This window comes from Streptomyces sp. HNM0574, assembly GCF_012726235.1.
In the GTDB taxonomy this organism is placed as follows: Bacteria; Actinomycetota; Actinomycetes; order Streptomycetales; family Streptomycetaceae; genus Streptomyces.
This window is the reverse complement of sequence record NZ_JAASAH010000007.1, coordinates 46,039-72,606: the sequence shown is the minus strand read 5'-3', so window position 1 is coordinate 72,606 and position 26,568 is coordinate 46,039. Positions and strand designations below refer to the sequence as shown.

The 26,568-nt window shown below is 74.3% G+C and carries 27 protein-coding genes, 5 tRNA genes and 1 riboswitch; of the genes, 17 read left to right on the top strand and 15 right to left on the bottom strand.

From position 1 onward, the window contains the following. Positions 1-6: 6 nt before the first annotated feature. Positions 7-204: a helix-turn-helix domain-containing protein gene (locus tag HCC30_RS14545; protein ID WP_169442935.1), complete on the top strand. Its 198-nt coding sequence runs from the start codon at positions 7-9 to the stop codon at positions 202-204. Next, positions 204-1,412, top strand: a complete 1,209-nt coding sequence (locus tag HCC30_RS14540; RefSeq protein WP_169442934.1) for a site-specific integrase — start codon at positions 204-206, stop codon at positions 1,410-1,412. Before HCC30_RS14545 ends, HCC30_RS14540 begins: the two co-directional genes overlap by 1 nt. A gap of 89 nt (positions 1,413-1,501) precedes the next feature. On the opposite strand, the gene HCC30_RS14535 is transcribed toward HCC30_RS14540, so the two are convergent. The 4 genes from HCC30_RS14535 to HCC30_RS14520 all read right to left on the bottom strand — a co-directional run bounded on the left by HCC30_RS14535 (position 1,502) and on the right by HCC30_RS14520 (position 3,479). Continuing rightward, positions 1,502-1,575, bottom strand: a tRNA-Phe gene (locus HCC30_RS14535). Positions 1,576-1,595: 20 nt separating this feature from the next. Further along, positions 1,596-1,670, bottom strand: a tRNA-Asp gene (locus HCC30_RS14530). A 36-nt stretch (positions 1,671-1,706) separates the two neighbouring features. Continuing rightward, positions 1,707-1,779 (bottom strand) — tRNA-Glu (locus HCC30_RS14525). A gap of 113 nt (positions 1,780-1,892) precedes the next feature. Next, the gene (locus HCC30_RS14520) at positions 1,893-3,479 is read right to left on the bottom strand and encodes a metallophosphoesterase (protein ID WP_240979612.1); all 1,587 of its coding nucleotides are present in this window, start codon (positions 3,477-3,479) and stop codon (positions 1,893-1,895) included. A gap of 262 nt (positions 3,480-3,741) precedes the next feature. Between HCC30_RS14520 and HCC30_RS14515 the strand changes: the two genes are divergently transcribed. The 6 genes from HCC30_RS14515 (at position 3,742) to HCC30_RS14490 (ending at position 8,091) form a co-directional block, all read left to right on the top strand. Further along, on the top strand, positions 3,742-4,104 hold the full coding sequence (locus HCC30_RS14515; RefSeq protein WP_346776643.1) for a metallopeptidase family protein: 363 nt from the start codon (positions 3,742-3,744) through the stop codon (positions 4,102-4,104). Between the two features lie 56 nt (positions 4,105-4,160). Further along, positions 4,161-4,613, top strand: coding sequence for a CrcB family protein (locus HCC30_RS14510; RefSeq protein WP_206323859.1), 453 nt, complete (start codon positions 4,161-4,163; stop codon positions 4,611-4,613). Then, positions 4,610-4,984, top strand: a complete 375-nt coding sequence (gene crcB, locus HCC30_RS14505) for a fluoride efflux transporter CrcB (RefSeq protein WP_169442932.1) — start codon at positions 4,610-4,612, stop codon at positions 4,982-4,984. Before HCC30_RS14510 ends, crcB begins: the two co-directional genes overlap by 4 nt. An 86-nt stretch (positions 4,985-5,070) precedes the next feature. Next, positions 5,071-5,676, top strand: coding sequence for a hypothetical protein (locus tag HCC30_RS14500; protein ID WP_169442931.1), 606 nt, complete (start codon positions 5,071-5,073; stop codon positions 5,674-5,676). Between the two features lie 318 nt (positions 5,677-5,994). Next, complete coding sequence (locus tag HCC30_RS14495) at positions 5,995-7,956, top strand: DEAD/DEAH box helicase (RefSeq protein WP_240979596.1); 1,962 nt, start codon at positions 5,995-5,997, stop codon at positions 7,954-7,956. Positions 7,957-8,018: 62 nt separating this feature from the next. After that, a tRNA-Lys gene (locus HCC30_RS14490) sits at positions 8,019-8,091 on the top strand. A gap of 635 nt (positions 8,092-8,726) precedes the next feature. On the opposite strand, the gene HCC30_RS14485 is transcribed toward HCC30_RS14490, so the two are convergent. The 9 genes from HCC30_RS14485 to HCC30_RS14445 all read right to left on the bottom strand — a co-directional run bounded on the left by HCC30_RS14485 (position 8,727) and on the right by HCC30_RS14445 (position 17,497). Continuing rightward, complete coding sequence (locus HCC30_RS14485; protein ID WP_169442929.1) at positions 8,727-9,737, bottom strand: aldo/keto reductase; 1,011 nt, start codon at positions 9,735-9,737, stop codon at positions 8,727-8,729. Between the two features lie 238 nt (positions 9,738-9,975). Next, positions 9,976-10,049, bottom strand: a tRNA-Met gene (locus HCC30_RS14480). A gap of 48 nt (positions 10,050-10,097) precedes the next feature. Beyond that, positions 10,098-10,838, bottom strand: coding sequence for a hypothetical protein (locus HCC30_RS14475; RefSeq protein WP_169442928.1), 741 nt, complete (start codon positions 10,836-10,838; stop codon positions 10,098-10,100). After that, a complete protein-coding gene (locus tag HCC30_RS14470; RefSeq protein WP_169442927.1) occupies positions 10,835-11,653 on the bottom strand; it encodes an ABC transporter ATP-binding protein in 819 nt (272 codons plus the stop codon). The genes HCC30_RS14475 and HCC30_RS14470 overlap by 4 nt, the downstream gene beginning before the upstream one ends. Beyond that, a complete protein-coding gene (locus tag HCC30_RS14465; protein ID WP_169443124.1) occupies positions 11,650-12,600 on the bottom strand; it encodes an iron ABC transporter permease in 951 nt (316 codons plus the stop codon). Before HCC30_RS14465 ends, HCC30_RS14470 begins: the two co-directional genes overlap by 4 nt. A 116-nt stretch (positions 12,601-12,716) precedes the next feature. Then, a complete protein-coding gene (locus HCC30_RS14460; protein ID WP_169443123.1) occupies positions 12,717-13,673 on the bottom strand; it encodes an ABC transporter substrate-binding protein in 957 nt (318 codons plus the stop codon). Between the two features lie 88 nt (positions 13,674-13,761). After that, positions 13,762-13,840, bottom strand: a riboswitch (cobalamin riboswitch). 77 nt (positions 13,841-13,917) lie between these two features. Then, positions 13,918-14,712, bottom strand: coding sequence for a hypothetical protein (locus HCC30_RS14455; RefSeq protein WP_169442926.1), 795 nt, complete (start codon positions 14,710-14,712; stop codon positions 13,918-13,920). A gap of 338 nt (positions 14,713-15,050) precedes the next feature. Continuing rightward, positions 15,051-15,461, bottom strand: a complete 411-nt coding sequence (locus HCC30_RS14450) for a (2Fe-2S) ferredoxin domain-containing protein (protein WP_169442925.1) — start codon at positions 15,459-15,461, stop codon at positions 15,051-15,053. Beyond that, entirely contained in the window at positions 15,458-17,497 is a 2,040-nt protein-coding gene (locus HCC30_RS14445; protein WP_169442924.1) for a heavy metal translocating P-type ATPase, read from the bottom strand. The genes HCC30_RS14450 and HCC30_RS14445 overlap by 4 nt, the downstream gene beginning before the upstream one ends. Before the next feature lie 134 nt (positions 17,498-17,631). Here HCC30_RS14445 and HCC30_RS14440 point away from each other — a divergent pair, with 134 nt between their 5' ends. The 7 genes from HCC30_RS14440 to HCC30_RS14410 all read left to right on the top strand — a co-directional run bounded on the left by HCC30_RS14440 (position 17,632) and on the right by HCC30_RS14410 (position 23,111). Next, entirely contained in the window at positions 17,632-18,039 is a 408-nt protein-coding gene (locus tag HCC30_RS14440; RefSeq protein WP_169442923.1) for a metalloregulator ArsR/SmtB family transcription factor, read from the top strand. 146 nt (positions 18,040-18,185) lie between these two features. Beyond that, complete coding sequence (locus tag HCC30_RS14435) at positions 18,186-18,767, top strand: TerD family protein (protein WP_169442922.1); 582 nt, start codon at positions 18,186-18,188, stop codon at positions 18,765-18,767. A 14-nt stretch (positions 18,768-18,781) separates the two neighbouring features. Beyond that, positions 18,782-19,006 carry a twin-arginine translocase TatA/TatE family subunit gene (locus HCC30_RS29175; RefSeq protein WP_169442921.1) on the top strand — a complete coding sequence of 75 codons (225 nt, stop codon included), beginning with the start codon at positions 18,782-18,784 and terminating at the stop codon, positions 19,004-19,006. 244 nt (positions 19,007-19,250) lie between these two features. Then, positions 19,251-20,210, top strand: a complete 960-nt coding sequence (locus HCC30_RS14425) for an EamA family transporter (protein ID WP_169442920.1) — start codon at positions 19,251-19,253, stop codon at positions 20,208-20,210. A 7-nt stretch (positions 20,211-20,217) separates the two neighbouring features. Further along, positions 20,218-20,676, top strand: a complete 459-nt coding sequence (locus HCC30_RS14420; protein WP_169442919.1) for an Rrf2 family transcriptional regulator — start codon at positions 20,218-20,220, stop codon at positions 20,674-20,676. Positions 20,677-20,882: 206 nt separating this feature from the next. Further along, entirely contained in the window at positions 20,883-21,800 is a 918-nt protein-coding gene (locus HCC30_RS14415; RefSeq protein ID WP_169442918.1) for a sulfite exporter TauE/SafE family protein, read from the top strand. Between the two features lie 42 nt (positions 21,801-21,842). Next, entirely contained in the window at positions 21,843-23,111 is a 1,269-nt protein-coding gene (locus tag HCC30_RS14410; RefSeq protein ID WP_346776633.1) for an acyl-CoA dehydrogenase family protein, read from the top strand. 26 nt (positions 23,112-23,137) lie between these two features. On the opposite strand, the gene HCC30_RS14405 is transcribed toward HCC30_RS14410, so the two are convergent. After that, positions 23,138-23,800: a TetR/AcrR family transcriptional regulator gene (locus tag HCC30_RS14405; RefSeq protein ID WP_169442917.1), complete on the bottom strand. Its 663-nt coding sequence runs from the start codon at positions 23,798-23,800 to the stop codon at positions 23,138-23,140. Between the two features lie 171 nt (positions 23,801-23,971). On the opposite strand from HCC30_RS14405, the gene HCC30_RS14400 reads away from it, so the two are divergent. Both HCC30_RS14400 and HCC30_RS14395 read left to right on the top strand, forming a co-directional pair. Next, positions 23,972-24,631, top strand: coding sequence for a DUF6230 family protein (locus tag HCC30_RS14400; protein WP_240979595.1), 660 nt, complete (start codon positions 23,972-23,974; stop codon positions 24,629-24,631). Beyond that, complete coding sequence (locus HCC30_RS14395; RefSeq protein WP_206323836.1) at positions 24,622-25,578, top strand: DUF6114 domain-containing protein; 957 nt, start codon at positions 24,622-24,624, stop codon at positions 25,576-25,578. The genes HCC30_RS14400 and HCC30_RS14395 overlap by 10 nt, the downstream gene beginning before the upstream one ends. Positions 25,579-25,588: 10 nt before the next feature. On the opposite strand, the gene HCC30_RS14390 is transcribed toward HCC30_RS14395, so the two are convergent. Beyond that, complete coding sequence (locus tag HCC30_RS14390) at positions 25,589-26,536, bottom strand: DMT family transporter (RefSeq protein ID WP_346776632.1); 948 nt, start codon at positions 26,534-26,536, stop codon at positions 25,589-25,591. Positions 26,537-26,568: the final 32 nt, after the last annotated feature.

Genomic DNA, 26,568 nt, shown 5'->3' with positions numbered 1-26,568 from the left:
AACCGCATGAAGGTCGCACTTCCCCCGACGCACGAAGCCCTCACCGTCGACGAGGTCGGGACGGCTCTGCGGCTCAGCCGCTTCAAGGTCTACGACCTCATCCGCTCCGGAGCCCTCCCCAGCTTCAAGGAGGGCCGCTGCCGGCGTATCCCCGCCGACGCCCTCGCCACGTACATGAACAACAAGATGAAGGAAGCCGCGTAATGCCCCGAGGACGCAGGAACCCCAACGGCGCGGGTTCCATCACGCTTCGCAAGGACGGCCGGTACATGGCGGCCGCCTACGTGACCACGGCATCCGGCGTCAGGAAGAGGAAGTTCGTCTACGGCAAGACCTGGGACGAGGCGCACGAAAAGCTCGTGGAGCTGCACTCCATGGAGCACAGTGGCGTCCCGATCCCGGACACGAACTCGACGGTCGCGCAGTACCTCCGGTACTGGCTGGCCGAGGAGGTGAAGCCGAACCGTCGGCCCAAGACGTACCAGGGGTACGAGAGCGTGGTCCGCACGCACCTCGTCCCGGGTCTCGGGAAGAAGAAGATCCGGACCCTGCGGGCCCAGGAGGTCCGGGCCTGGGTCAACCGCGTGCGCATCGAGTGCCAGTGCTGCAAGCACGGTTGGGACCAGGGGCGCGACGAGAAGTGCTGCACGGTGAAGAAGTGCTGCAACGCGACGCTGTCCCCGCGCATGGTGCAGGTCATCCACGCGGTGCTGCGCAACGCGCTCCAGCACGCCGTGCGGGAGGAGCTGATCACGAGGAACGTGGCCAAGCTCGTTCAGGTGACCACGCCGACGTACGGCACGGGCCAGGGTCTCTCCGCCCCCATGGCGAAGCTCGTCCTCAAGGAGCTGCACGAGCACCGGATGTACGCGCTGTACGTCCTTGCCATGACGCTCGGGATGCGCCGCGGCGAACTGCTCGGGCTGTACTGGGACGCGGTCGACTTGGAGAAGGGCACGCTCACGGTGGCAACCAACCTTCAGCGAGTCGGGGGCGAACTCCGCATCGTCCAGCCCAAGACGCGGACTTCAGTCCGCACCCTGCCTCTCCCGTCCCTCGCCGCACGGGCGTTGACGGAGCATCGGGAGCGTCAGGCGCAGGAGCGCGCGGACGCCGGCATGGAGTGGAGGGAACACGGGTTGGTCTTCCCGTCCCGGATCGGCACTCCGTACGAGCCCGACAACCTGCGTCGGAGCTGGGGGCCGGTGCGCCGGAAGTTCGGGCTCACGCACCGCTTTCATGACCTGCGTCACACCTGCGTCACGCTGCTGCTCGATCTCGGGGTGCCGCCGCACGTGGTCATGCAGATCGCGGGGCACAGCGACCTGGACGTGACGATGGGGGTGTACGCGCACGCCTCGCTGGACGAGAAGCGGCGGGCGCTGGAGAAGCTGGACGAAGCCCTTTGCTGAGCGGCTGATGTCAGTTGGTGCTGTCACGGGCACGAAAGAGCCCCCTCCGAAAGCCTTCGGAGGGGGCTCAAGCCCTGGTAGGGCTGCGGTGGCTGGGGCCGGGGTCGAACCGGCGACCTTCCGCTTTTCAGGCGGACGCTCGTACCAACTGAGCTACCCAGCCACGCGATCCGGAGATCGCAGCGGTCCTGACGGGATTTGAACCCGCGGCCTCCACCTTGACAGGGTGGCGAGCACTCCAAACTGCTCCACAGGACCAAGCTCGTGCGAGACAAGTCTCGCACAGGTTGTGCGTGCCCCCAACGGGATTCGAACCCGTGCTACCGCCTTGAAAGGGCGGCGTCCTGGGCCACTAGACGATGAGGGCTGATGGCCCACCTGGGCGCCGTTCCTGCTCCGTAGCGCCTCGGGGACGTGTGAAGCATATGGGATACCGGGAGCGTTCGCCAAAACGGTTGCCGTCCGCATCCGGCGGCGGCCTCAGCCGGGGCTCCCCGGCGGGCTCGTGACGGGGCCGGGGGACGGGCCGGCCGGGGTGGATTCCGCGTCCACCCCCGTGGGCCGGACGGTGGGCGCGGTGGACGGGGAGCCCGAGGGGCTCGGCGACGGGGAGGTGCCCGGCTCGGCGTCGTCCGGGAGGTGGCGGGCGACCTCGGCGGAGCTGAGGCCGAGGCCGCCGAGGGTGATCTCGTCCCACGCCTGGAGCCGGTTGGTCTCCCGGTCGAGGTAGAGCACGGAGGCGGCGACCTTCTGCGGCTCCTCGTCCTCGACGGCCCGCAGCCCGCCGCCGCCGGTGGTGCCCTGGACCATCAGCCGGGTGCCGCCGTCGAGCACGGTGGTGGCGCGGCGGTGGGTGTGGCCGGCCAGCGCGAGCGGCACCAGCCCGTCGGCCTGCCGGGCCAGGACGGGGTTGTGGCCGACGGCGATGTCGACGGGGGTGCCCGCGGCCTTCTGCGCGCGCAGCGCCGTGGCCAACTGGCGGCCCGAGCGGATCTCGGCCGGGTCGCCCGCGGGGACGACGGAGCGGTCGGGGGTGAACTGCGGGTCGCCGCGGCCCGCGAGGCGGAGTCCGGCGACGTCGACGGGGACGCCGTCGTCCAGGACGTGGACCCGGTCGCCCTTGCCGGCTCTGGCTGCCTTCCCGGACTTCGCCGCGAGTTCCTCGACGGCGCGCTGGGTGTCGTCGGAGTCGTGGTTGCCGCGGACCCAGACGTAGGGGGCGCCGAGGCCGGTGACGGCGCTGAGGAAGCCGTTCTCGGCGCTGGTGCCGTGGTCCATGGTGTCGCCGGTGTCGATGATCACGTCGATGTCGTACTGCTTCACCAGCGACTTGATGATCTGCCAGGCGGCCGGGTTGAGGTGGATGTCCGAGACGTGCAGGACGCGCCGGGTGCCGGTGCCGGGCTCGTAGGCGGGGAGGGTGGAGGCGGTGTCGTACAGCTTGGAGACGTTGGTCACCAGGCGGGCCAGTTCCTGCTGGTAGACGTCGAAGTCGCTGACGATGCTGCGCGCGTCGCCGACCACGGACGGGGCGCTGGCCAGCAGGCCGGAGAAGCGCGGCTCCAGTACCGACTTCGGGTTCCAGGTCGCCCAGGCGGCCGCGCCCGAGGCCGCCATCAGGGCCAGCGCGAGCCCTCCGGCGGCGAGGGCCCGGCGGGGTCGGCGGAGGACGAGGAGGCCGAGCGTCGTGGCGCCGAGCACGGCGGCGACGGCGGCGCGTACGGCCAGGTCGGCGGTGCCGGAGCGGACGTCGGTGGTGATCTCCGCCTCCAGGCCGCGGAGCCGTTCGGGGCGGTCGACGAGGGCGGCGGCGCGTTCCTGGTCGATCTGGTCGAGGTCGACGTCGAGGCGGAGCGGGGCGCGGTGGCTGTCGAGTTCGAGCGCGCCGAGCGGTGAGACGTTCACGGTGGTGCCGCCGTCCGCTGAGGGCCGCAGCGCCATCGTCGTGTCCACCGGCCCGACGGGGGTGGCGACGGCTCCGGCGACGAGCAGGCCCAGCCAAGCGCCCAGCAGGGTGACGGCGACGAGGCGCAGCGCCCGCCAGTACGGGTGGGCGGGGCGTTCCAGGGTGAGCCGCGGGGCGGGGGTGAGCGCGCGGTAGCGGCGGACGAAGGGGGCGGTGAGCGCGGCGGCCACGGCGCGGGGCTCGGGGAGGCGGCGCGGGGTGTCCCCTCTGTCGCGTCTATCGCGCTTCTGAGCTCTTCCCGTTTCCTGGGGCTTTCCGGCGTCGCGGGCCATGTGGCCCCGTATGCCCCTCCGGCGGGGCGACTATGCGGACCGGGCGCGAGGGCCCCTGCGCGGGGGAACCCGGGTGGCCGACAATGGCGGCGTGCTGGAGATGACGCGCGAGGACTTCGAGGAACTGGTCGCCGAGGCGCTCGACCGGATCCCGCCCGAGCTGACCAGGCTCATGGACAACGTCGCGGTGTTCGTCGAGGACGAGCCGCCGCCCGAGGACCCCGAGCTGCTCGGGCTGTACGAGGGAACCCCGCTGACCGAGCGCGGCGAGTGGTACGCGGGCGTGCTGCCGGACCGGATCACCGTCTACCGCGGGCCGACGCTGCGCATGGTCGAAGCGGAGGGCGGCGAGCGGGAGTTGGTCGTCGCGGAGGTCGAGGTGACCGTCGTGCACGAGATCGCGCACCACTTCGGCATCGACGACGAGCGGCTGCACGCGCTGGGGTACGGGTGAGCGTGCCGGGCGCCGGTGCGGCGCCCCCGCCCGAGGCCGTCGACCCGGACGTCGACCTGCACGTTCCCGCGCAGCGCGCGGAGACGGAGGGGCGCCGGGCCTGGGGCGTGCTCGGGGCGGTCGCGGCCGGCGGCGCGCTGGGCGCCCTGGCGCGCTTCGGGCTGACCCGCCTGCTGCCGCCGGACGCGAGCGGCTTCCCGTGGGGCGTGTTCGTGGTGAACCTGCTCGGCTGTGCGCTGATCGGTGTGCTCATGGTGCTGGTCAGCGAGGGCGGCCGGGCGGGGCGCGCGCACCCGCTGGTGCGCCCGTTCCTCGGGGTGGGTGTGCTGGGCGGCTTCACGACGTTCTCGACGTACGCGGTCGACGTGGCCCTGCTGCTGGAGCGCGGCCCCGCCGCGGCTGGCGCCGCGCTGGCGTACCTCCTCGCGACGCCGGTCGGGGCGCTCGCCGCGGTGTGGGCCGCGGCGGCCGCGACCCGCGCCGTCCTGGCCCGCGGCGGTGCGCCGTGACGTGGCTGTACGTGATGCTCGGCGGGGCCGTCGGGGCGCCGTTGCGGTACCTGGCCGACCGGGCGGTGCAGGCCAGGCACGACTCGGTGTTCCCGTGGGGCACCTTCGTGGTGAACGCCGTCGGCAGCTTCGCGCTGGGCGTGCTGACGGGGGCGAGCGCGGCGGCCGGGACGGGTTCGGTGCTGTTCGCGCTGCTGGGCACGGGCCTGTGCGGGGCGCTGACCACGTACTCGACGTTCAGCTACGAGACGCTGCGGCTGGCCGAGCGGGGCCGGCGGTTCCTCGCGCTGGCGAACGTCGTGGCCTCGCTGCTCGTCGGTCTCGGCGCGGTGTTCCTGGGGCTGACGCTGACGCGTGACCTGTTGGGGTGAGCGGGAGTTGGGCACTGCGCCCCCCGGGCCCGCCGGGCCGCCGCTGAGCCCCGCCGGGCCGCCCGCCCCCTCGCCGGAGGTGCCGTGTGCGCCCGTTCCCCAGCCGTACCGCCAGCCCCGCTGCCGCCCGCCGCTCTTCTGCGGGCCCGTCCCCCGCGGGCCGGGTCGCCGTCCGTACGGCCGCGAGCGCGTTGCTGCTGGTGACCGTCAGCGGGTGCATGACCGTCTCCGGCGAGGACGGGCCGCGCGAGGCCACCGTCCCGGCCGGGCACGAGGCCGGTGCCGGGGCGGACCGGCCCTCCGGCGGTGGTGGGCCGTCGGCCGACAGCGGGCGGGAGGTGTCCGGCGGTGCCTCGGTGGGCGGGGCGGCCGGGGTGCCGGGTTCCGCCGGGTCGGTGGACGGGACGGGCGGGGGTCCGGCGGTGCCGGACGCGCCGGTGGCCGGTTCCGGGGGCGGTGCGGACGGTGTGCAGGCGGGGACGGGCGGTGAGCCCCGGCCCTCCCCGGGGGACGGGAGCACGCGGCCGCCGTCGCCGGACGAGCCGTCCAACTCGCCCTCGCCCCGGCCGAGTTCCACGCCGCCGAGCCCGGACCCGTCGTCGCCGGTCCCCGAGCCGTCGGAGAGCGAGCCGGAGCCGTCGCCGTCCCAGGAGTCGCCGTCGTCGGGCGGCTCCCCCTCGGGCGGCGAGTGAGGTACGCCTCGGACGCTCGTCCGGTACGGAGCAACTGCCGTATGCCGGGCGGGAGTTGAGACGGCAGGGTTCCGGCGCGCGGGAACTCGGGTGACCGGGGTCACGGGGGCGCGGTGCGGGGGAGGTCGCCCATTTGCGCCGTGCGTCGCTGGGTGCGTATGCTGGTAGATCGTTTGATCCCATTTGCCCGGCGCCATCTCAGAGCGCGCCGCGTGGCGCGTTCCTGCCGACCGTGGTTGACCGCATTGAGGCGGTTTTTTGCGACTTCACGGAGTTCTGGGCGCGTGCCGAATGACTCCGGAAGGTTTCGCATTTCGCATGTCCATCACCACGCCTGACACCGCCGTCCTGCCCGAGGACGAGCCCACCGTCACGTTCGCCGATCTCGGTCTCCCCGAGCCGGTCGTCCGCAAGCTGGCGCAGAACGGTGTGACCACCCCGTTCCCGATCCAGGCCGCCACCATCCCGGACGCCCTCGGCGGCAAGGACATCCTCGGCCGCGGCCGCACCGGCTCCGGCAAGACCCTCTCCTTCGGTCTGCCGCTGCTGGCCCGCCTCGTCGACGGCCGCACCGAGCGCAAGCGCCCCCGCGGCGTGATCCTCACCCCGACCCGTGAGCTCGCGATGCAGGTCTCCGACGCGCTCCAGCCGTACGGTGACGTGCTCAACCTCCGTTTCAAGGTCGTCTGCGGCGGCACCTCCATGGGCAACCAGATCTCCGCCCTGGAGCGCGGCGTCGACATCCTCGTCGCCACCCCCGGCCGCCTCCGCGACCTGATCAACCGCGGCTCCTGCTCCCTGGACGACGTCGAGGTCGCGATCCTCGACGAGGCCGACCAGATGGCCGACCTGGGCTTCCTGCCCGAGGTCACCGAGCTGCTCGACCTCGTCCCCGAGGGCGGCCAGCGGATGCTCTTCTCCGCGACGATGGAGAAGGAGATCGACGGTCTCGTCCGCCGGTACCTCGTCGACCCCGTCTCGCACGAGGTGGACGCGGCCCAGGGCGCGGTCACGACGATGACGCACCACGTCCTCATCGTGAAGCCCCGCGACAAGGCCCCCGTGACCTCGGCGATCGCCGCGCGCAAGGGCCGCACGATCATCTTCGTCCGCACCCAGCTCGGCGCCGACCGGGTCGCCGAGCAGCTCTGCGAGACCGGCGTCCGCGCCGACGCGCTGCACGGCGGCATGACCCAGGGCGCCCGGACGCGCACCCTCGCCGACTTCAAGGACGGCAAGGTCAACGTGCTCGTCGCCACCGACGTCGCCGCGCGCGGCATCCACGTCGACGGCATCGACCTCGTCCTCAACGTCGACCCCGCCGGTGACCACAAGGACTACCTGCACCGCTCCGGCCGTACGGCCCGCGCGGGCCAGTCCGGCACCGTCGTCTCGCTGGCCCTGCCGCACCAGCGCCGCCAGATCTTCCGGCTGATGGAGGACGCGGGCGTCGACGCCTCGCGCCACATCATCGGCCGCGGTGACGTCTTCGACGAGGACGTCGCCCGCATCACCGGCGCCCGCTCGCTGACCGAGGTCCAGGCCGAGTCCACCGCCAACACCGCCAAGCAGGCCGAGCGCGAGGCCATGCAGCTGGCCCGCCAGCTGGAGCGCGCGCAGCGCCGCGCCGCCGAGCTCCGCGAGGAGTCGGAGAAGCTGACGGCCCGCGCGGCGCGCGAGCGCGGCGAGGACCCGGACGAGGCCGTCGCCGAGGCCGCGGCCGCGCTGAAGGCCGAGATGGAGGCCGAGGCGATCGAGGAGGAGCGGCGCGAGCAGCGTCGCCAGGAGCGCGAGCGCCGCGACGCGGCCAAGCGCGAGGAGCGGGACCGTGGTGACCGCGGCGGCGACCGTGGCGGCTTCCGCCGTGACGACCGCCGGGACGACCGGGGCGGCCGTCCGCAGCACCGCGGCGACCGTGACCGCGGCGAGCGCCGGGACAACGACCGGGGCCCGCGCCGTGACGACCGCGGCGGCTTCCGCCGTGACGACCGTCGCGACGACCGCGGTGGCGACCGTGGCGGTGACCGCGGCGGGTTCCGCCGTGACGACCGCGAGCGCGGCGAGCGCCGGGACGACCGTGGCGGCTTCCGCCGTGACGACCGTCGGGACGACCGCCGTCCGCACAACCGTGACAGCCGCGACAGCCGCCCGAACGACCGTCGCCCCTACGGCCGTCGGGACGACCACCGCGGCGGCGAGCACCGTGGCAGTGACCACCGCGGCGGCGGCCGCTCCTTCGAGCGCCGCAACGACAAGCCCCGCTGGAAGCGCAACGGCTGACCCCTCCTGAAAGAGGGAATGCCTTCGTAGCGCGACAGGTGCGCGGGCTATGCTGCGGGGGCGGGCCGTTAGCTCAATTGGCAGAGCAGTGGACTTTTAATCCATTGGTTGTGGGTTCGAGTCCCACACGGCCTACAGACTGAGACCGGGTCAGCACATCGCTGACCTGGTCTTTTTCTTTGCCCCGGTGGCTCGGGCCGGGGAACGGGACGACCTTCGCACCCTCATGCGGGCCCATCTGCGGGCACGGGCTCCTCGACGGCCGTGCCGGCCGAGACCTGCCCGGGTTTCTCGGCCGAGTTGACCCGCGGTGCCGCGGAACCTCGCCAGCACTCGCCGGGGGCGGCCCCGTTCGCGCCACATGTGCTGAAGCAGCGCTGCACAGTGAGGAGTTCGAGGATGCAGCGGAGTGCTGACTCGGGGAGCCCGTGGTGGTCGTTGCCGGGGGTTTTTCGGCACCCCTCGGCCAGGGTCGAAGCCCAGCGCCTGGCGGTGCTCGTGACCGCCATCGGCGCCGTCCTGCCCGCTCTGACCGGCCGCCCCTGGTGGCGTGCCGCAACCGCGTAGACGGCCAGGCGCCAAGGGGGCACGGGGTTATACGTCGGCGCAGCACCCGAACCCCACCGAAGTGGGCCCGGGCGCTGCGTCGTTTCCGGCGGCTTGGGTGGACGGGGCGTCAGGAAGGGGCGGGTGGCGGGAGTCCGGGGTGTGCGGCGGCGACGCGGCTGACGGAAGTCGAGGCCCTGGTCTTTCTCCTGCGGAGTACGGGTTCAGGCGCCGTGCGGCAGCGGGGCGGCCGGGCTGACCAGGCCGGCCGCGCGCAGCTCGGTCCAGAAGGCGGCCGGGATGGTCTCGTCGAGGGCGGCGGTGTCCTCGGCGATGCGGCTGGGCCGGGTGGCGCCGGGGATGACCGCGGCCGAGGCCGGGTGGGTGAGGGAGAACTGGAGGGCGGCGGACTTGATGCTGATGCCGTGCTCGTCCGTGAGGGCCCTGAGGCGCTTCACCCGCTCGATGATCTCCGGCGGGGCCTCCTGGTACTCGAAGTGGGTGCCGCCCGCGAGGATGCCGGAGCTGTAGGGGCCGCCGACGACCATCTCGACGTTCTGCTCCTGTGCCATGGGCAGCAGGCGCTGGAGGGCGTGGTCGTGGTCGAGGAGGGTGTAGCGGCCGGCGAGGAGGAAGCCGTCGGGCTGCGGCTCGTCCAGGGCGAGGGTCAGCTCGATCGGCTCGGTCTTGTTGACGCCGAGGCCCCAGGCGCCGATGACGCCCTCCTCACGCAGCCGGGAGAGGACGCGGAAGGCGCCGGTGCGGGCCTCCTCGAACGTGCCCAGCCAGGCGTCGCCGTGGAAGTCCTGCGCGATGTCGTGCACCCAGACGATGTCGAGCCGGTCGGTGCCCAGGCGCTTGAGGCTGCCCTCGATGGAGCGCTCGGTGGCCTCGGCCGTCCACTCGTGGAGGACCTTGTTCGGGTTGCCGTGCTCGAACAGGCCGCCCTTCTCGCCGAAGTCGGGGAGCTCGGTCTCGTGCTCGTCGAGGATGACGCGGCCGACCTTGGACGAGAGCACGTAGGAGTCGCGGGGCTTGTCCGCGAGCACCTTGCCCAGGCGCTCCTCGGCGAGGCCGGCGCCGTAGAAGGGGGCGGTGTCGTAGAAGCGGATGCCCTGGTCCCAGGCGGCCTCGACGGTGGCGGCGGCGTCCTCGTCCGGGATCGCGCGGAACATGTTGCCCAGCGGCGCCGTGCCGAAGCCGAGTCGGCCGGGGAGGATTTCCTTGAGTGACATGGGGGTCCTCTGTACGGGGTGGGGGCCGGGGTCCGGCGGCGCGGCACCGGCGGTAGATGCGCACGCCCTTTACATGCATCGACAATACTTGCACACGCGGGCTAACGCAAGGGGCGCCGGGACCGGCGTCAGCGCGGCGGTTCACCGCGGGCCCGAGGACGGCGAAGGCCGACGGCGGCCGCGCGCAGGGAACACGAAAGAAGCCCCCGGCCGGATGGCCGGGGGCTTCTTTCGTGAGTAGCGGGGACAGGATTTGAACCTGCGACCTCTGGGTTATGAGCCCAGCGAGCTACCGAGCTGCTCCACCCCGCGTCGGTGAACCTCACTCTACGCCATCCGGAGGCCTGCCCGTGCACGCGCTCAGGTCCGCCGTGCGTACGCGCGCAGCCGTTCGGTACGCGGGGTGAGGCAGCAGCTGGCGCAGCGGACGGACTCGGCGCTGGTGTGGAAGAGGCAGCAGGTGCGCCGGAGGTAGACCGCGCGGGCGGTCCCGTCGGCGCGGACGACCCGTTCGACCTCGCCCAGCCGGGAGAGGCCGCCGGGTGCCCGGGCCACGAACTCGGCCCAGCGGGCGGCCATTTCCTCCGCCGGCGCCGAGGCGGCGCACAGCGCCGTCGCGCAGCCGTGCGCCACGCCGCCGCGCAGCTGCCGCAGCCCGGCGCGGGTGCGGGTGTGCAGCGCGTCGGCGAGCGGCAGCAGGTGGCCGTCCAGTACGGAGCGGTGGAGCGAGGCGAGCCCGGGCTCCAGCAGGCGCGGGCTGCGGACCCGGACGCCGCCGATGCCGTGGCCCGAGGGACGGACGAGGACGTTGCGCGGGCGCAGGTCGGGCACCTGGCCGTCCAGGGCCCAGCGCAGTACGGCGGCCGCCGTGACCCGGCCCGCGTACACGGCGATCAGGGTCAGCGCCGCCGCGTGCGCGGTGCGGTGGCCGCTGCCCCGGTGCTCGCTCTCCAGCAGGCGCGCCAGTTCGGGGGCGCCCGGGGAGAGGAGCCGGTCGGCGGGGAGCCAGTCGCCGTGTTCGCCGTCCGGGGGCGGGCCGTGCAGGAGCCGGTAGCGGGGGCCGTGGGTTGCCGAAAGGTCCGGTGTGGCGGGGGAGTTCACGGGCGCACCGCCGCGGGGGCGGTGTCCGGCGGGAGGTACACGACCGTCGGGGCCCGGGTGACGGGGTGGACGGTGACCTCGGCCCGTACGCCGTAGACCTCGGCCAGCAATTCCTCGGTCAGGACCTCGTGGGGCGGGCCGGAGGCGACCAGGCGGCCTTTGGCCAGCACGTACAGCAGGTCGCAGTGGTAGGCGGCGAGGTTGAGGTCGTGCAGGGCGATCAGGTTGGTGGTGCCCAGGGCGCGGACGAGGGCGAGGACCTCCCACTGGTAGCGCACGTCCAGGTGGTTGGTGGGTTCGTCGAGGATCAGCAGCGCGGGCTGCTGGGCCAACGCGCGTGCCAGCAGGACGCGTTGGCGTTCGCCGCCGGAGAGTTCGCCGAAGGGGCGGCCGGTCAGCGCTCCGGCGCCGACCCGGGCGAGGGCGTGCCGGACGAGCTCCTCGTCGGCCGCGCCGTCCGGTTCCCAGAAGCGCTTGTGCGGCGAGCGGCCCATCGCGACGATCTCGCGCACCGTCAGGCCGAAGCCGTCGGCGCCGTCCTGCGGCACGGTGGCGACGCGCCGCGCGCGCCGCTTCGGGCCGAGCTCCGCCATGTCCCGCCCGTCCAGCAGCAGCCGTCCCGAGGTGGGTTTCAGGGTGCCGTAGACGCAGCGCAGCAGGGTCGTCTTGCCGCTGCCGTTCGGGCCGACGACGCCGACCGTCCGCCCGGGGCGCGCGGTGAGCGAGACCCCGTCGACGAGTGGACGGCCGCCGGCGGCGCGGAAGCCGACGTCCTCGACGCGCAGGTCGGCGGCCCGTTCCCGGTCGGTGGTCATGCGGTTCCCTCCGCCTTGGTGGTGCGGCGCAGCAGCCACAGGAAGAACGGTCCTCCGGTCAGCGCGGTCAGCACGCCGACCGGGATCTCCTGCGGCGCCGCGACCGTACGGGCCGCCAGGTCGGCGAGGACGAGGAAGGCCGCGCCGGCCAGCGCGGCCACGGGCAGCAGGGCGCGGTGCCCGGCGCCGACGGCCATCCGGGCGGCGTGCGGCACCATCAGCCCGACGAAGCCGATCGCCCCGCTGACCGTCACCAGCACCGCCGTCACCAGCGAAGCCAGCACGAACACCCCGGTGCGGAACCGTCCGGTGTGCAGGCCGAGCACGGTGGCGCCCTCCTCGCCGACCAGCAGCAGGTCCAGCGGGCGGGCCAGCAGGACCAGCACCGTCAGGCCGGCGAGCAGCGCGGCGGCGGGCAGCGGCAGGCTGTCCCAGCGGGCCTGGCCCAGGCCGCCCAGCGTCCAGAAGAGGATCTCCCGCATGTGCTCGGCCCGCGCCGCGGTGACCAGGACGAGGCTGGTCACCGCCGACAGGATGTACTGCACGGCGACTCCCGCGAGCACCAGCCGCCCGGTCGTCATGCTGCCGCCCCTGCGGGCCATCGCCCAGACGACGAGCAGCGCGCCGAGCGAGCCGACGAAGGCGCCCGCCGGCATGCCGAGCGCCCCCGCGCCCACCCCGAGGACGAGGACGAGCACCGCTCCCGTCGAGGCGCCGGAGGAGATGCCGAGCAGGAACGGGTCGGCGAGCGGGTTCCGCACCAGCGCCTGGAGCACCGTGCCGACGACGGCGAGCCCGGCGCCGACGATCGCGCCCAGCAGCACCCGCGGCAGCCGGACGTCCCGCACGATCGTCGTGAACGGTCCCGGCGGCGCCTCGCCGGTGACGATGCGCAGCACCTCGTCGGCCGGTACGCGGACCGCGCCCAGCGCGAGCCCGCCGAGCATCGCGGCGGCCAGGACGGCCGTCAGGGCGGCGAGGGCGAGGGGGAGGCGGGCGCGCGGCGGGGTGCGGTCCCCGCCTGAAGTGGGCTTTCCGGGCGGGGACTTCAGCAGCACGCGGCTCACCCCTCGGCCGGGTGCAGCTGCTCGGCCAGCTCGCCGACCGCGGCGGGGGCGCGTACGCCGAGCACCGCCGAGGAGAGCGGCAGGACGGCGAACCGCTTGTTCCGCACGGCCGGTACGTCCCGCAGCGCCGGGTCGGACAGCAGCTTCCGCTTCTTCGCCTCGACGGGGGTGCCGCCGTAGTCGTAGATCAGGACGACCTCGGGCTTGCGCTGGACGACCTGCTCCCAGGAGACGTCGGCGAAGGGCTTGCGGATGCCGGAGAAGACGTTCCGCCCGCCGGCCCGTTCGATGATGTCGTCACCGATGCCCTTGCCGCCCGCGGTGAACGCCGAGCCGTCGCCGCTGTCGTACACGAAGACCGAGGGCCGCTCCTGCCCCTCGGTCCGCTTCCGCACGGACGCCAACTCGCGGTCGTAGCGGGCCAGAAGCTTCTCGCCGCGCTCCGGTACGCCGAAGGTCCTGGCCGTCTCGCGGATCTCCTGGCGGAGCTGGGCGACGCCCACCCGGCCCTCGGCGCACTGTTCGACGTTCAGCCGGGTGCGCACGCCGCTCTTCTCCAGCGAGGCGCGGTCGCGGCCCTGGGTCCGGTCGAAGGCGCTGCTGTAGCCGCCGTACACGAAGTCCGGGTCGGCGCCGAGCAGCGTCTCCAGCGACGGGTAGCGCTTGGCCAGCACCTTCAGTCCCCGGTACGCCTTCTCGTACCGGGGGAGGACCTTGTCGTCCAGGTAGGCGGTGCCGGCGATCCGGTCCTCCAGGCCGAGCGCGAGCAGCACCTCGGTGGCGTGCTGGTTGAGGGTGACGGCGCGTTCGGGAGGCCGCTGATAGGTCGTCTCCACACCGCAGTTGGTGACGGTGTACGGGAAGCCCTCGGCCGCCTTCCCCGGCTTCTCCCGCGCCTCGCCGGGGGCGGGGCCGCCGCAGGCGGCGAGCGGGGCGAGCACGGCGGCGGCCATGAGGGAGCGCAGGGCGTGGGACACCCGTGACAAGGTCGTGCCTCCTCCCGGGGATCCGCGTCCCCTGGTCGGTGCGGAGGCGGCGGACCAGTGTCTGACTCCCGTACGGCGGCTGGGGCCGTGCGGTCACAGTGGCGGGACCGTGCCGGAATCGCACCGGCTTCCTGGCGTCCGCCGCCTTGGTGATCACGGCGCAGTCTTCCACACGGCGGCGTGAAGTCCCGTGGTGTGCGCCCGAGTTGGGTCAGCGCCAGGCGGACTCGGGGATGTGGCGCAGCACTTCGGAGAGGTACGTCAGGTGCTTCATGACGTCCCCGGGGCGGAGGCGCTCCTCGTACCAGGTGATGACCTCGCCGTTCTCGAAGCGGAGCGGGCGGTCCGCCAGGAGGGGCTGCTTCGCGAGGTACCGGGTCAGCTCCGGTACGGCCAGCCGTTCGGCGGCCGCCGGGTCCTCGGCGATGACGTGGTGGTCCGCGTCGAAGGCGTCGTCCCCGGTGCCGACGACCTCGCCGCCGCCGAACACCGAGTCCATGAAGCCCTTGCCGCGGATCAGGGTGCGCGGCACCGTGCCCGGGGTGGAGACGGCGAACACCGCGTAGTAGTCGTGCTGCGTACGGCCGTTGACCTTGGTGCCGGCCGTCTCGTCCTCGTACTCGAAGTACCGGATGTTCCGGCCCCGGTGGCGGCCGTGGGTGTAGTGGCCGGCGAGTAGCCCCGTGCTCGCGTCCGGGAAGGGCTCGACGCCCTCGAAGGCGTCGATGACGCCGGACTCCGTCTCGCGATACGTCCAGCCGTGCTCGCGGGCGAGGGCGGCCAGCCCCTCCTGCTCCTCGGAGCTGAGCGAGTCCTCCTCCCGCCGGCTCTGCGTGAAGGACCAGACGCCGAAGATCCCGCCGAGCACGAGCGCGGCGAAGCCGCCGACGACCGGCAGGGCCACCCGCCGCGGGTACTCGGTGTCCCCGAAGACCAGCGTGTACTTCTGGTCGCTCAGGCCGTGTTCGCTGATGCTCCGGCCGCGGACCGGCAGCTTGTCGCTCACGGGCTCCCCCTTCGTGCTCCGGCGGCGGCCAGCTTAGGCGCGTGGGGAAGCGGCCGTCATGGCGGCCCGGCCCGCGCTCCGCCCGCTGCCCGACGCCGACCCCGCCGCCGCGGCCGGCCCCGGCGACGTCCGGGTGCAGGCGCGGAAGACGTACGTCTCGCCGGCCGGCCCGCGCCGCACCTTCGCGGTGCTCCGTGCCTCGGCCCGGACGCGGGTGGACCTGGGGCTGCGGCTCGGACAGCCCGTCCCGGCAGGGGAGTTGCTGCCCGCGAAGGGCCGCGGACGGGCGGGTCCTGGGACGGCTCCGCCGCGCCCACGAGGGGAACCGCCGGCGCCCGTCAGTCGTGCAGGCCCTGGCGGACGCGGCGGGACGGGGAGAAGGCGTACAGGTCGAGGACGCCGGGCGGGTCGGCGAGGCCGGGGCCGCCGGCCGCGATCCAGGCGGCGACGTCCTCGGCCACGTCCCCGTCGTTGGCCAGGCCCAGCCAGACCGGGCGGCCGCCGGCGGCGCGGCCCTCGGCGGAGGGCTGCACCACCATCACGTTCGCCTGCTCGCAGGCGTCCAGGCAGGTGCTCACGCGGACCGTGCCCGCGTCGCCCACCGCCCGGCGCAGCCGCGCGAGCTGGGCCGCGTGGTCGACGCCGGGGATCTTCGCGGTGCCGCAGCAGCAGCCCCGGCACACGGTCACCGCGCAGGGCGCCGGCTTTCCGGCGGTACGGGCGTCGTTCTTGCGGGTGCGGCGGCTCAACGGATCTCCTCGGGTCGGGCGCGCTCCCAGGCGGCGTCGCGCAGCAGCCGGAGGCCGTTGAGGCCGACGAGGACGGTGGAGCCCTCGTGGCCCGCGACGCCGAGCGGGAGCGGAAGGTCGCCCAGCAGGTCCCAGGCGACCAGGACGGCGATGAACGTACCCGCGATCACGAGATTCTGCACCACCAGGCGGCGCGCGGTCCGGGAGAGCCGGACGACGGTGGGGACGGTGGCGAGCTCGTCCCGGACGACCACCGCGTCGGCGGTCTCCAGCGCGAGGTCGGACCCGGCGCGTCCCATGGCGACGCCGGTGTGCGCGGCGGCGAGCGCCGGGGCGTCGTTGACGCCGTCGCCGACGACCAGCACCTCCCGCCCGCCGTCGGCGAGTTCGCGGACGGCGGCGACCTTGTCCTGCGGGAGCAGCCCGGCGCGGACGTCGGTGATCCCGGTCTCCTCGGCGAGGCGGTGCGCGGCGCGCTCGTTGTCGCCGGTGACGAGCGCCGGCGAGCCGCCGGTCAGCGAGGTGAGCGCGGCGACGGTGCCGGCGGCGTCGGGCCGCAGCCGGTCGGCGAGGCCGAGCACGCCGACGGGTTCGCCGTCGACGAGGACGGCGACGGCGGTGCGCCCGGTGTCCTCCAGCCCGTCCGCGAGGCGGTGCGTGGTTTCACGGGAAACCGAGGTCAGGGCGGCGTCCGCCGGGTCCAGGAGCCGGGCCGGGGTGCCGAGCCGGACGCGGTGGCCGGCCACGGTGGCGGTGACGCCGAGCCCCGGGGTGGAGTCGAAGTCCTCGGCGTGCGGCAGCGCCAGGCCCCGCTCGCGGGCCGCGCCGACGACGGCGCGGGCCAGCGGGTGCTCGCTCGGGTACTCGGCCGCCGCGGCCAGGGTGAGCAGCTCCTCCTCCGCGAACCGGGAACCGGGCAGCGCTGTGACGTCGGTGAGCCGCGGGGTGCCCTCGGTCAGGGTGCCGGTCTTGTCGAGCGCGACGGCGCCGGTCCTGCCCAGCCGCTCCATCACCACCGCGGACTTCACCAGGACGCCGTGCCGTCCCGCGTTGGCGATCGCCGAGAGCAGCGGGGGCATGGTCGCCAGGACGACCGCGCAGGGCGAGGCGACGATCATGAACGTCATCGCGCGCAGCAGCGTGGACCGCAGATCGGCGCCGAACGCGAGCGGCACCAGGAACAGCGCGACCGTGGCGGCCACCATCACCAGCGAGTAACGCTGCTCCACCTTCTCGATGAACAGCTGCGTCGGCGCCTTGGTCCCGGACGCCTCCTCGACCATGGCGACGATCCGGGCGATGACGGAGTCGGACGGGTCGCGGGTGACGCGGACGCGCAGCGCCCCGGTGCCGTTGACCGTCCCGGCGAACACCTCGTCCCCGGCCCGCTTGGGCGCCGGGAGCGGTTCGCCGGTGATGGTGGCCTGGTCGACGTCGCTCTCGCCGTCCAGCACCACCCCGTCGGCGCCGACCCGCTCGCCGGGGCGGACCAGGATGACGTCCCCGACGGCGAGCGCCTCGGCGGCGACGCTCTCCTCGGTCTCGTCGGGTTGCTCCAACTGCCCTGCGGGCGCGGGGAGTTCGCTGCCCGGGCGCAGGCGGGTGGCGGTGGCGGGGGCGAGGTCGAGGAGACCGCGCACGGAGTCGGCGGTGCGGGCCGTGGCCAGGGCCTCCAGCGCGCCCGAGGTGGCGAAGATGACGATCAGCAGCGCCCCGTCGAGCACCTGGCCGATCGCGGCGGCGCCGAGTGCGGCCACCACCATCAGCAGGTCCACGTCGAGGGTCTTCTCGCGCAGCGCCTTCAGCCCTTCCCAGCCCGGCTCCCAGCCGCCGGTGACGTAGACGGCCGCGTACAGCGGGCCCCACGCCCAGGCGGGGGCGCCGAGCAGGTGGGCCGGGAGGGCGAGCAGGAAGAGCGCGAGCGCGGCGAGCGCCCAGCGGGCCTCGGGCACGGCGAGCAGCCGGGTGCGGCGGCGGGGTGCGCCCGCCGGCCTGGCCGCGGCCGGTGTCGGGCGGTCGGTGAGGGCGTGGGTCATCGTCGGTGGGTCCTTCGGGGGAGGCGGGGCCGGGCGGCACAGGGGGACGGTCCGCTGTCGCGACCCCACCACCGTACAGCAATGCATGAACAAGCATTCATGCATTCATGTGTGCTCGTCCGTAGGATGAGCTCATGGGCCACGGAGCGAACACCCCGGCGAACACCCCGGACAGCGGCGACGGTGCGCCGAGCACCCGGCTGACCGCCGAGAACGCGCCGACGGTCGCCGCGACCCTCCAGGCCCTGGCGACCCCCTCGCGGCTGCTGATCCTGGCCCGGCTGCGCGAAGGCCCCTGTCCGGCGACCGAGTTGGCCGAGGCCGTCGGTATGCAGCAGTCCGCCTGCTCCCACCAGCTGCGCCTGCTGCGCAACCTCGGACTGGTCACGGGTACGCGTCAGGGGCGCTCGATCGTCTACGCGCTGCACGACAACCACGTCGCCGAACTCCTCGACCAGGCGCTGTACCACGTCGAGCACCTCCGCCTGGGGCTGCCGGACGGGGCGACGTCCGCGGTGGAGGCCGACGCGGCCTCCGTCTGAGCGGGCGCGGAAACTGGCCGGATCGGGGCCGTGCCCCGCTGTCGTCTTCTACACTGCTGTAGAGAAAGCCCTGCCCGGCACGACCCGCGGGCAGGGGCGACGGCCGGGGCAGCCGGGACCCGGGATCCGAGTCCGGAGTGGGACGCATGAGCGTGAACCTGTCCAAGGGGCAGCAGGTCAGCCTGACCAAGGACGACGGGGGCTCCCTCACCGTCGTGCGCATGGGCCTCGGCTGGCAGGCCGCGCCCAGGAAGGGGTTTCTGGCCAAGCTCATGGCCAAGGAGATCGACCTCGACGCCTCCGCCGTGCTCTTCGCCCAGGGGGAGCCCGTCGACGTGGTCTTCTTCCAGAAGCTCGCCAGCGACGACGGTTCCGTACGGCACACCGGCGACAACCTGACCGGCGGCGCGGGGCAGGGCGGTGACGACGAGGTCATCCTCGTCGACCTGCGGAAGGTGCCCTCGCACGTCGACCGGATCGTCTTCACCGTGAACAGCTTCACGGGCCAGACCTTCGAGCAGGTGGAGCAGGCGTTCTGCCGCCTCGTCGACGAGAACGGCGGCGCGGAGCTGGCCCGTTACACCCTCACCGGCGGCGGCCCGCACACCGCGCAGATCATGGCCAAGGTGTACCGGGACGGCGACGGCTGGCGGATGGCGGCCATCGGCGCCCCGGCGGCAGGGCGCACCTTCCAGGACCTGCTGCCCGTCATCGCCGACCACCTCTAGAAGGGCCGCACTCCGTGCTCGGAATCAGTGAAGTCGCGATCCTGATCATCATCGGGATTCTCGTGTTCGGCGCGAAGAAGCTCCCCGAACTCGCCCGTTCCGCGGGCAAGTCGGCCCGCATCCTCAAGAGCGAGGCGAAGGCCATGAAGCGGGAGAACGCGGAGCCGGAGGCGGGCGGGGACACCGGCACCGCCGTCGAGGGCTCGGTCGTGAAGGGCGCGGACGTACCGCGCACCTGACCGGCTCCCCACTTTCCGCAGCCCGGGGCGACGGCCTGCTTCGGACCGCAACGGCTGGACGAGAGCCGAACTGGTGCGAACCCACGGCCCCCCGCCGTCCCCGCGCACCGGACGTCGGGGCATCGCACCATCGCCGACTGCGGCCCGCTGCCGCTACGTTCGGGTCAGGTCCTGTCGGGTGTGCCGCGGCAGCCGGGCCTGGCTGCTGTTCCTGCCCGTGCGTACGCGCGTGCCGGAGCGGTGCATGGGACGGAACGGACGGGGCGGGGCCGGGCCCGTGCTGGGTGCCGCGGTGCTGTGGGGGACGGTCGGGCCCGCGCAGGTGCTGGCCGGTGTCGAGGTGGCGCCGGCCGCGCTGGGGGCGGCCCGGATGCTGCTGGGCGGCCTGGTGCTGGCGCTGTGCACCGTGCGGCCGTCCGGACTGCGGACGCTGTGGGCCCCGGGCGTACGCCGCTGGGCGCTGCTCGGGGTGCTCGTCACGGCGGCCTTCCAGGTCTGCTTCCTGGAGGCGGTGGACCGTACGGGCGCCGCGCTCGGCACCGCCGTGACCTTCGGGACGGTGCCCGTCGTCACCGGCGTCCTCTCCCGCTGCCTGGAGGGGCTGCGCGGCGGGCCCGACTGGTGGTGCGGGACGGTCTGTTCGCTGGCCGGCATCGCGCTGCTGCTCGTCCCGGGCGGCGGGCCGCGGGTGGAGCCGGTGGGGGTCCTGCTCGGGGCCGTGGCGGGCGCCTCGTTCGGCACGTACGTCGCCGCGACCCGGCGGCTCGGGCAGCGGGGCGGTGACACCCGGGCGGCGGCGCCGGTCTGTGTGCTGGGGGCCGGGCTGGTCGTCGCGCCGTGGCTGCTCGCCGCGCCGGACGGGCTGGGCACGCCGCGTGCCGGACTGCTCCTGGGATGGCTGGCGTTGGGCACCACGGCGCTGGGCTACCTGCTCTTCACCCGCGGCGTCACCCGGATCAGCGCCGCCACGGCGGGGACGCTGAGCCTCGCCGAACCCCTGGTCGCCACGCTCCTCGGCGTCGCCCTGCTCGGCGAACGCCCGGGCCCGGTGGCGGCCTGCGGCGCGGGCCTGCTGCTGACGGGGCTCGCGCTGGTCTCCGTCCCGCGCCGCCGGCCGTCCCGCGGTGGCGCACGTGCGGACGAAGCGGGACGTACCGGCCGCGGTGCGGGTGGCCCGGGGACCGGCGGGAGGGGTGCGGGATAATGCGGGCATGCGGGTTTCAGCGAGGGCGGATTACGCGGTGCGGGCGGCGTTGCAGCTGGCCGCGCACCGGGACGCCGGGCCGCTGAAGGCGGAGGCGATCGCCGAGGCGCAGGAGATCCCGCACAAGTTCCTGGAGGGCATCCTCAACGACATGCGCCGGGGCGGACTCGTCACCAGCCAGCGTGGCGGGAGGGGCGGTTACCGGCTGGCGCGGGCGGCCGAGGCCATCAGCATCGCGGACGTCATCCGCGTCGTGGACGGCCCGCTGGTCTCGGTGCGCGGCGTGCGCCCGCCGGAACTCGGCTACACCGGCCCGGCGGAGTCCCTCCTCCCGCTGTGGATCGCGCTGCGGGCCAACGTGCGCCAGATCCTGGACGGCGTCTCGCTCGCCGACGTCGCCTCGGGCGCCCTGCCGCCCGGCGTCGCCGAACTCTGCCGCGACGAGACCGCCTGGACCAACCCGTAGGACGCGTCCGTCCGTTGCGAGGCCGCGCCCTCAAGCCGGGGGCGTACGGCCGTACTTGCGCCGGGGCCCGGACCTGCGGGTTCTCAGAGTGCGGGCGGAAAACGTCCAGTCCGTGAACGGTTACTTGTTCCGCCGGGCGTCTGCCGCCAGTATCCCTACTAATCAGGTGGGAAAACTTGGGTAGTTGACGACCGTGTGAGGTGGCTGTGAGAACGCTGATCCTGCTGGCCCTGGCCGGGCTGGGTGCCCAACTCGTGGACGGCAGCCTGGGCATGGCCTACGGCGTCACCTCCACCACGCTGCTGCTCGCCGTCGGCACGAACCCGGCGGCGGCCTCGGCCACCGTCCACCTCGCCGAGATCGGCACCACCCTCGCCTCCGGCTTCGCGCACTGGCGCTTCGGCAACGTCGACTGGCGGGTCGTCGTGAAGATCGGAGTGCCGGGCGCCGTCGGCGCGTTCGCCGGTGCCACCGTCCTCTCCCGGCTCTCCACCGAGGTGGCCGAGCCCGTCATGTCGCTGATCCTGCTCGGGCTCGGGCTGTACGTGCTGGGCCGGTTCACCCTCGTCGGACTGCCGACCGGCAGCCTCGGCAAGCCGCTGCGCAAGCGGTTCCTCTCCCCGCTCGGCCTCGTCGGCGGCTTCCTCGACGCCACCGGCGGAGGCGGCTGGGGCCCCGTCGGCACGCCCGCGATCCTGGCCAGCGGGCGGCTGGAGCCGCGCAAGGTGATCGGCTCCATCGACACCAGCGAGTTCCTGGTCTCCGTCGCCGCCAGCGCCGGCTTCCTGCTCGGCCTCGGCTCCGAGGGCGTCAACGTGGCCTGGGCGCTGGCCCTGCTGGCGGGCGGCCTGATCGCCGCGCCGATCGCGGCCTGGCTGGTCCGGCACGTGCCGCCGCGCGTCCTCGGCTCGGCGGTCGGCGGCATCATCGTCCTGACGAACGTGCGCACGCTCCTGGGCAGCGACTGGATCGGCGCGGGCGACGGCACGAAGTGGGCCGTCTACGCGCTCGTCTACCTCGCCTGGGCCGCAGCGCTCGCCCACTCCGTCCGCGCCCACCTGCGGCTGCGGGCCGAGTCGGCGGCGGAGCCGGAGCCGGCCGTGGAGGCCGGCACCCGCGCCTGACCGCCGAGGACCCCAACTCCCCCACACCTTCCGGAGGTTCGCGTGTCCCTGGCCGTCTCCAGCCCCCTGCCCCCTCCCCTGTACGCCGGTTCCGGCCGGGACGGGTACGAGCCCGGGCCGCGCGAGGACGCGGGGGACTGGGCCCGTACCGCGCGGGAGCTCGCCGACGACCTCGCCGCCGACGCCGCCGACCGCGACCGGGCCGGCGCCCCGCCGCACGACGAGGCCGCGCGGCTGCGCGAGGCCGGGCTGCTGGGCCTGCTGACGCCGCCGGTGGCGGGGCTGCGCGGCCGGGGCAGCGGGTGGCGGACGGCCGCCGCCGTCGTACGGGAGATCGCGGCCGCCGACGGCTCGGCCGGTGAACTCCTCGCCCGGCACCACGTGTTGAGCTGGTGCCCGCGCCTGTTCGGCCCCGGCGGCGAGGGCGACCCGGCGCTGGAGGCCAGGTCGGCCCGCGAGGGCAGGCTGTGGGGCGGCCGCTTCGCGCCGGACCCGGGGGACGGGGTCACGGCCACGCCGGCGGGCAAGAAGTACCGGCTCGGCGGCCGCCTGTGGTGTCCGTCCGGGGTGGGCGTCGCGGACGTGCTCGTGGTCTGCGCCCGCTGCGCGCGCACCGGCGAGACGCTGGTGCTCCGGGTCGACCCGCGGCGGCCCGGCGTCGTCACCGAACCGGCCGCCGGCCGCATCGGCCAGCGGCTCACCGGCGCGGGAACGGTCGGCTTCGACGACGTACGGGTGGACGCGCGGCAGGTGCTCGGCCGCGTCCCGGGCGACGAGCACCTGCGCTCGCCGTTCACCGCGCTCGCGCCGCTCGCGCAGCGGCTGATGCTGACGCACGTGGCCCTCGGCATCGCCGAGGGCGCGCTGGCCGAGGCCCGCGACATCAGCCGCACCGGGAGCGGCCGCCCGCCCGTCCCCGACTACGGCCACGGGGAGGCGCGTTGGCTCTCCGGGGCCGACCCGTACGTGCTCCTCGCGTACGGCGAGCTGGTGACCGCGGCCCGCGCCGCCGCCTGTGTCGTGGACGACGCCACCGAGGCGCTGGCGCGCGGTGTCGCCGCCGGGCCCGAGCTGGACGCCGACGAGCGGGCCGGTATCGCCGTCCTCGTCACCGCGGCCGAGGCCGTCACCACCGACGCGGTGCTGCGCGTCACCGCCCGCGTCATGGAACTCACCGACAGCGCCCCGGCCGCCGGCTGCGACCGCTTCTGGCGCGACGCCCGCGTCCTCACCACCCGCACCACCTCGGCCCACGGCCTCCGCGACATCGGCGACCACTACCTGCACGGGTCGCATCCGCCGCTGGGGTGAGCAGGCGGCCTGCGGTCCAACTCCCCTTATGCGCCGAAGGATTCCGGCGGGGCCGGGTAGCGGGGTTCGAAGGTTTCGACGGTGTGGAGGGTGTCGCGGAGGGTGTGGCCGAGGAGGGCGCGGACGGTGTCGCGGGGAACGTCCTCGTCGTGGTCGAGCCAGTCGAGGGTGACGCCCTCGACGGCGGAGAGCCAGCCGGTGAGCGCGAGCCGTGCCGTCGGCGGGATGTCGGGGCTGCCCCAGGCGCCGCGGGCGATGGCGGTGAGCATCTCCCGGCGGACCTTGTCCCGTATCGCGACGACCTCGACGTCGTGGCCGACGCCGCCGGTCACGATGGTGCGGTAGGCAGCCCGGTTGTGCTGCGCGTACCGGAGGTACCCGTCGAGGGTGCGGTGGACGCGGGTGGTGCGGGGGAGGTCGGTGCCGCCGGTGGCGCGGGCGACGAGTTCGTCCACGGCGTGCTCGATGACGGCGAGGTAGTAGCCCCGCTTGTTGGTGAAGTAGTAGTAGATCAGCCCCTTGGCGACGCCCGCGCGCTGGGAGATCTCGTCCATGGAGAGCGCGTCGTAGGACTGGTGGGAGAACAACTCCCGTCCGGTGGCGATCAGTTCGGCCCGTCGTGTCCGGGAACGCTCGGTGGTGCGCGCCGCACCGGCGGAGCGGCGTCCGCTCTGTTGACTATTATTCAAAACGAGCCCTAGTCTCCGAGTGTCATCGCGTGACCGCAGTATGTCAGAGCGTGTGACCTGTGCCTCGTCCCGAACTCCTGGGCCCCGTAGGCGAGTTGACCACACGGCACCGCTCCCCGCTCCACCGCACCTGGCACATCGCGCACCTTCCCCTGTCTCCGGGAGGACCGGATGAGCGAGACCGGCGAGACCAGCGACACGCACGAGAACGGAACGGGCACCACGGGCCGCCCGGCGCGGCCGCGCGGCCGGACGAACTGGCGGAGGTCGGCCGTCGTGGCCGTACCGGCGCTGCTGGCCGTCGGCGCGATGGCCTCCGTGATGGCGCAGGGCGCGCTGGCGGCCTCGTTCGCCGCCTCCGGCTCCCATTTCCAGGTCGGCAGCAGCGAGTTGAGCAGCAAGGGGCTCGCCTCGCACGTCGACGTGGCGCGCTCCGCCGACGGCGGGGGCCACCCCGTCTCGCTGCTCGCCCTCGACTCGGCGAAGCTCGCCGACATCTGCCAGTCCGCGCAGGTCAAGACGCCGCTCGGGCCGGTCACCTTCCGGCTGCGGGCCGGTGGCGACGCGGGCCCGGTCACCGCGGGCAAGCTGTTCATCGACGCCGAATCGCTCGACGGCGACGCCCGCTTCGGCACGGCCGAGATCGGCCGGGACGCCTCCCGCCTCACGCAGGTCCCCGGAGTACGGGGCCCGCGCGGCGCGTTCGGGCTCCAGGCCGGTGAGGTCTCCGTGCGCGACGTCCGCTCGCAGGCGTGGTCGGCGACGGGCGGCGACTTCCGGCTCAAGGGGCTCAAGCTCGACGTCGCCCTGGACGGCGAACGATGCTTCTGAGCGAGCCCTCCGGCGAGTTCACCCGCCCCGGGGCCTGGCTGGACGCCCGGCTGCCGTGGCCCGAGCGGCGCAGGGCGTTCCGCGACTGGCGGCGCCGACGCCCCTTCTGGGCGGGCCTGCTGCTGATCGCGGGCGGGCTCGAACTCGTCGCCGTGCCCCTCGCCCCGCTGACGGTGCTGATCTCGCTCGGGCTCGGCGGCCTGGCGGCCCTCGGGATCGGCCTCGCGCTCGTCGTGGCCGGGGTGTTCCTGTGGGCGGCCCCGCACACCCGGCACTACGTGAGCGTCAACGCGCTGCTGCTCTCCGTGCTGTCCTTCGCCGCGACCAACCTGGGCGGCTTCCTCGTCGGCATGCTCCTCGGCATCGCGGGCAGCGCCCTCGGCTTCGGGTGGACGCCGGAGTCCGCGCCGGAGAAGGGCACCCGGCGGAAGTGGCCCGCGCGTGCACCCGCCGTCGTGCTGCCGCTCTGCCTGCTCGCGCTGCTCGCACCGCCCCGGGAGGCGCGGGCGCTTGCGCGCGCCGAGGTGCCGCCCGCCGGGAGCGTCCCGCCGACGATCACCGCTGCGCGCTTCGCGCCCGAGGGGTTCACCGTCGCGGGGGTGCGCGAGGTGCCGACGGCGGACGGGCCGGTACGGGCCATGGTCGTCCGCATGGACTCGGCCTCCCTCACCGACTACCGCCTCCGCACCCGGGACGGCTCCCGCACGGCCGGTCAACTCGGGCTCACCGCACGGTCGTTGCGGCTGGACGGCTCCGTGACGCTCTACCTCACCCGGCTCCGGGGCTGCGTCCAGGGCGCCCTCTGTCTCACCTTCACCCCGGACCGGCTGCCGGTGCCGCCGCTGATCCCGCCGCTGGTCTTCCTCACCGACATCGAGGCCGAACAGGCCCTGGTCACCTCGGACACCATCGAGGCCACCGCGCTCGGCCTCCGCGCCGGCCGCTGAGGCGCGCCCGTCAGCTCCCGGTGCGGCGCCGTGCCGCGAGGGCCACGCCGCTGATCACCAGCAGCATGCTCACCGCCTGCGGCGCGTTCACCGGGGTGCCCAGGACGAGGTAGGCGAGGACGGCGACGAAGGCGGGCTGGAGGTAGTAGACGATGCCCGCGCGGGCCGCGCCGACCAGCGCGATCGCCTTGTTCCACGCGAAGTAGGCGACGGCGGACGAGGCGACGCCCACGTACAGCAGCGCCCCGGCCGTACCGCCGTCCACCGGGAAGGTGCCGTGCACCGCGAGGTCGACCGCGTAGGCGGGGGCGAGGAAGACGGTGCCGAGGCCGAAGGTGGCGAGCAGCAGCGTCAGCGAGGAGATCCCCTCGGGCTTGCGGCGCAGCAGCAGGCTGTACCCGGCGAAGACGAGCATGGCCACCGTCATCCACCCGTCCCCGGCGGAGAACCGCAGCCCGAGCAGGACGTCGGCCGAGCCCTTCGTCACCAGGACGGCGATCCCGGCCAGCGCGAGCGCGCTGCCCGCCCAGCGGGCCGCGCCCATCGGCTCCCGCCACAGCACCCGCGAGGCGAGCACGATGACCAGCGGCGAGGCGGCGGCGATCAGCCCGAGATTGGTGGCGGGCGAGGACTGCCCCGCGACGTAGATGAGCGTGTTGAACAGCGTCACCCCGAGCAGCGCCGCCAGTGAGACGAAGCCGAGGTGCCGGCGCAGCACCGGCCACTCGCGGCGCAGCGGGCGCAGGGCGAGGGGGAGGACGGCGAGCAGCGCGATCGTCCAGCGCCAGAAGGCGAGTTGGACGGGCGGGACGGTGTGCGACATGCCCTCGGCGATGACGAAGTTGCCGGACCAGACGGCGGTGGCGGTCGTCGCCAGCGCCATGCCGCGCACGGCGGCGGACCGGCGCGGCCCGCCGGGAGGAGCGGAGGCGGGGGCGGTCGTGGCGGTCTGGCTCACCGGGGGTGACTCCTGAAGCGGGTAGGGGCGCG

Bases quoted from the DNA above. Each gene is read 5' to 3' on its own strand.
- HCC30_RS14545 (WP_169442935.1), top strand. From the start codon at position 7: ATGAAGGTCGCACTTCCCCCGACGCACGAAGCCCTCACCGTCGACGAG.
- HCC30_RS14540 (WP_169442934.1), top strand. From the start codon at position 204: ATGCCCCGAGGACGCAGGAACCCCAACGGCGCGGGTTCCATCACGCTT.
- HCC30_RS14495 (WP_240979596.1), top strand. From the start codon at position 5,995: ATGTCCATCACCACGCCTGACACCGCCGTCCTGCCCGAGGACGAGCCC.
- HCC30_RS14485 (WP_169442929.1), bottom strand. From the start codon at position 9,737: ATGTCACTCAAGGAAATCCTCCCCGGCCGACTCGGCTTCGGCACGGCG.
- HCC30_RS14470 (WP_169442927.1), bottom strand. From the start codon at position 11,653: ATGACCACCGACCGGGAACGGGCCGCCGACCTGCGCGTCGAGGACGTC.
- HCC30_RS14465 (WP_169443124.1), bottom strand. From the start codon at position 12,600: ATGCTCGGCGGGCTCGCGCTGGGCGCGGTCCGCGTACCGGCCGACGAG.
- HCC30_RS14460 (WP_169443123.1), bottom strand. From the start codon at position 13,673: ATGGCCGCCGCCGTGCTCGCCCCGCTCGCCGCCTGCGGCGGCCCCGCC.
- HCC30_RS14445 (WP_169442924.1), bottom strand. From the start codon at position 17,497: ATGACCCACGCCCTCACCGACCGCCCGACACCGGCCGCGGCCAGGCCG.
- HCC30_RS14440 (WP_169442923.1), top strand. From the start codon at position 17,632: ATGGGCCACGGAGCGAACACCCCGGCGAACACCCCGGACAGCGGCGAC.
- HCC30_RS14435 (WP_169442922.1), top strand. From the start codon at position 18,186: ATGAGCGTGAACCTGTCCAAGGGGCAGCAGGTCAGCCTGACCAAGGAC.
- HCC30_RS14425 (WP_169442920.1), top strand. From the start codon at position 19,251: ATGGGACGGAACGGACGGGGCGGGGCCGGGCCCGTGCTGGGTGCCGCG.
- HCC30_RS14420 (WP_169442919.1), top strand. From the start codon at position 20,218: ATGCGGGTTTCAGCGAGGGCGGATTACGCGGTGCGGGCGGCGTTGCAG.
- HCC30_RS14400 (WP_240979595.1), top strand. From the start codon at position 23,972: ATGAGCGAGACCGGCGAGACCAGCGACACGCACGAGAACGGAACGGGC.
- HCC30_RS14395 (WP_206323836.1), top strand. From the start codon at position 24,622: ATGCTTCTGAGCGAGCCCTCCGGCGAGTTCACCCGCCCCGGGGCCTGG.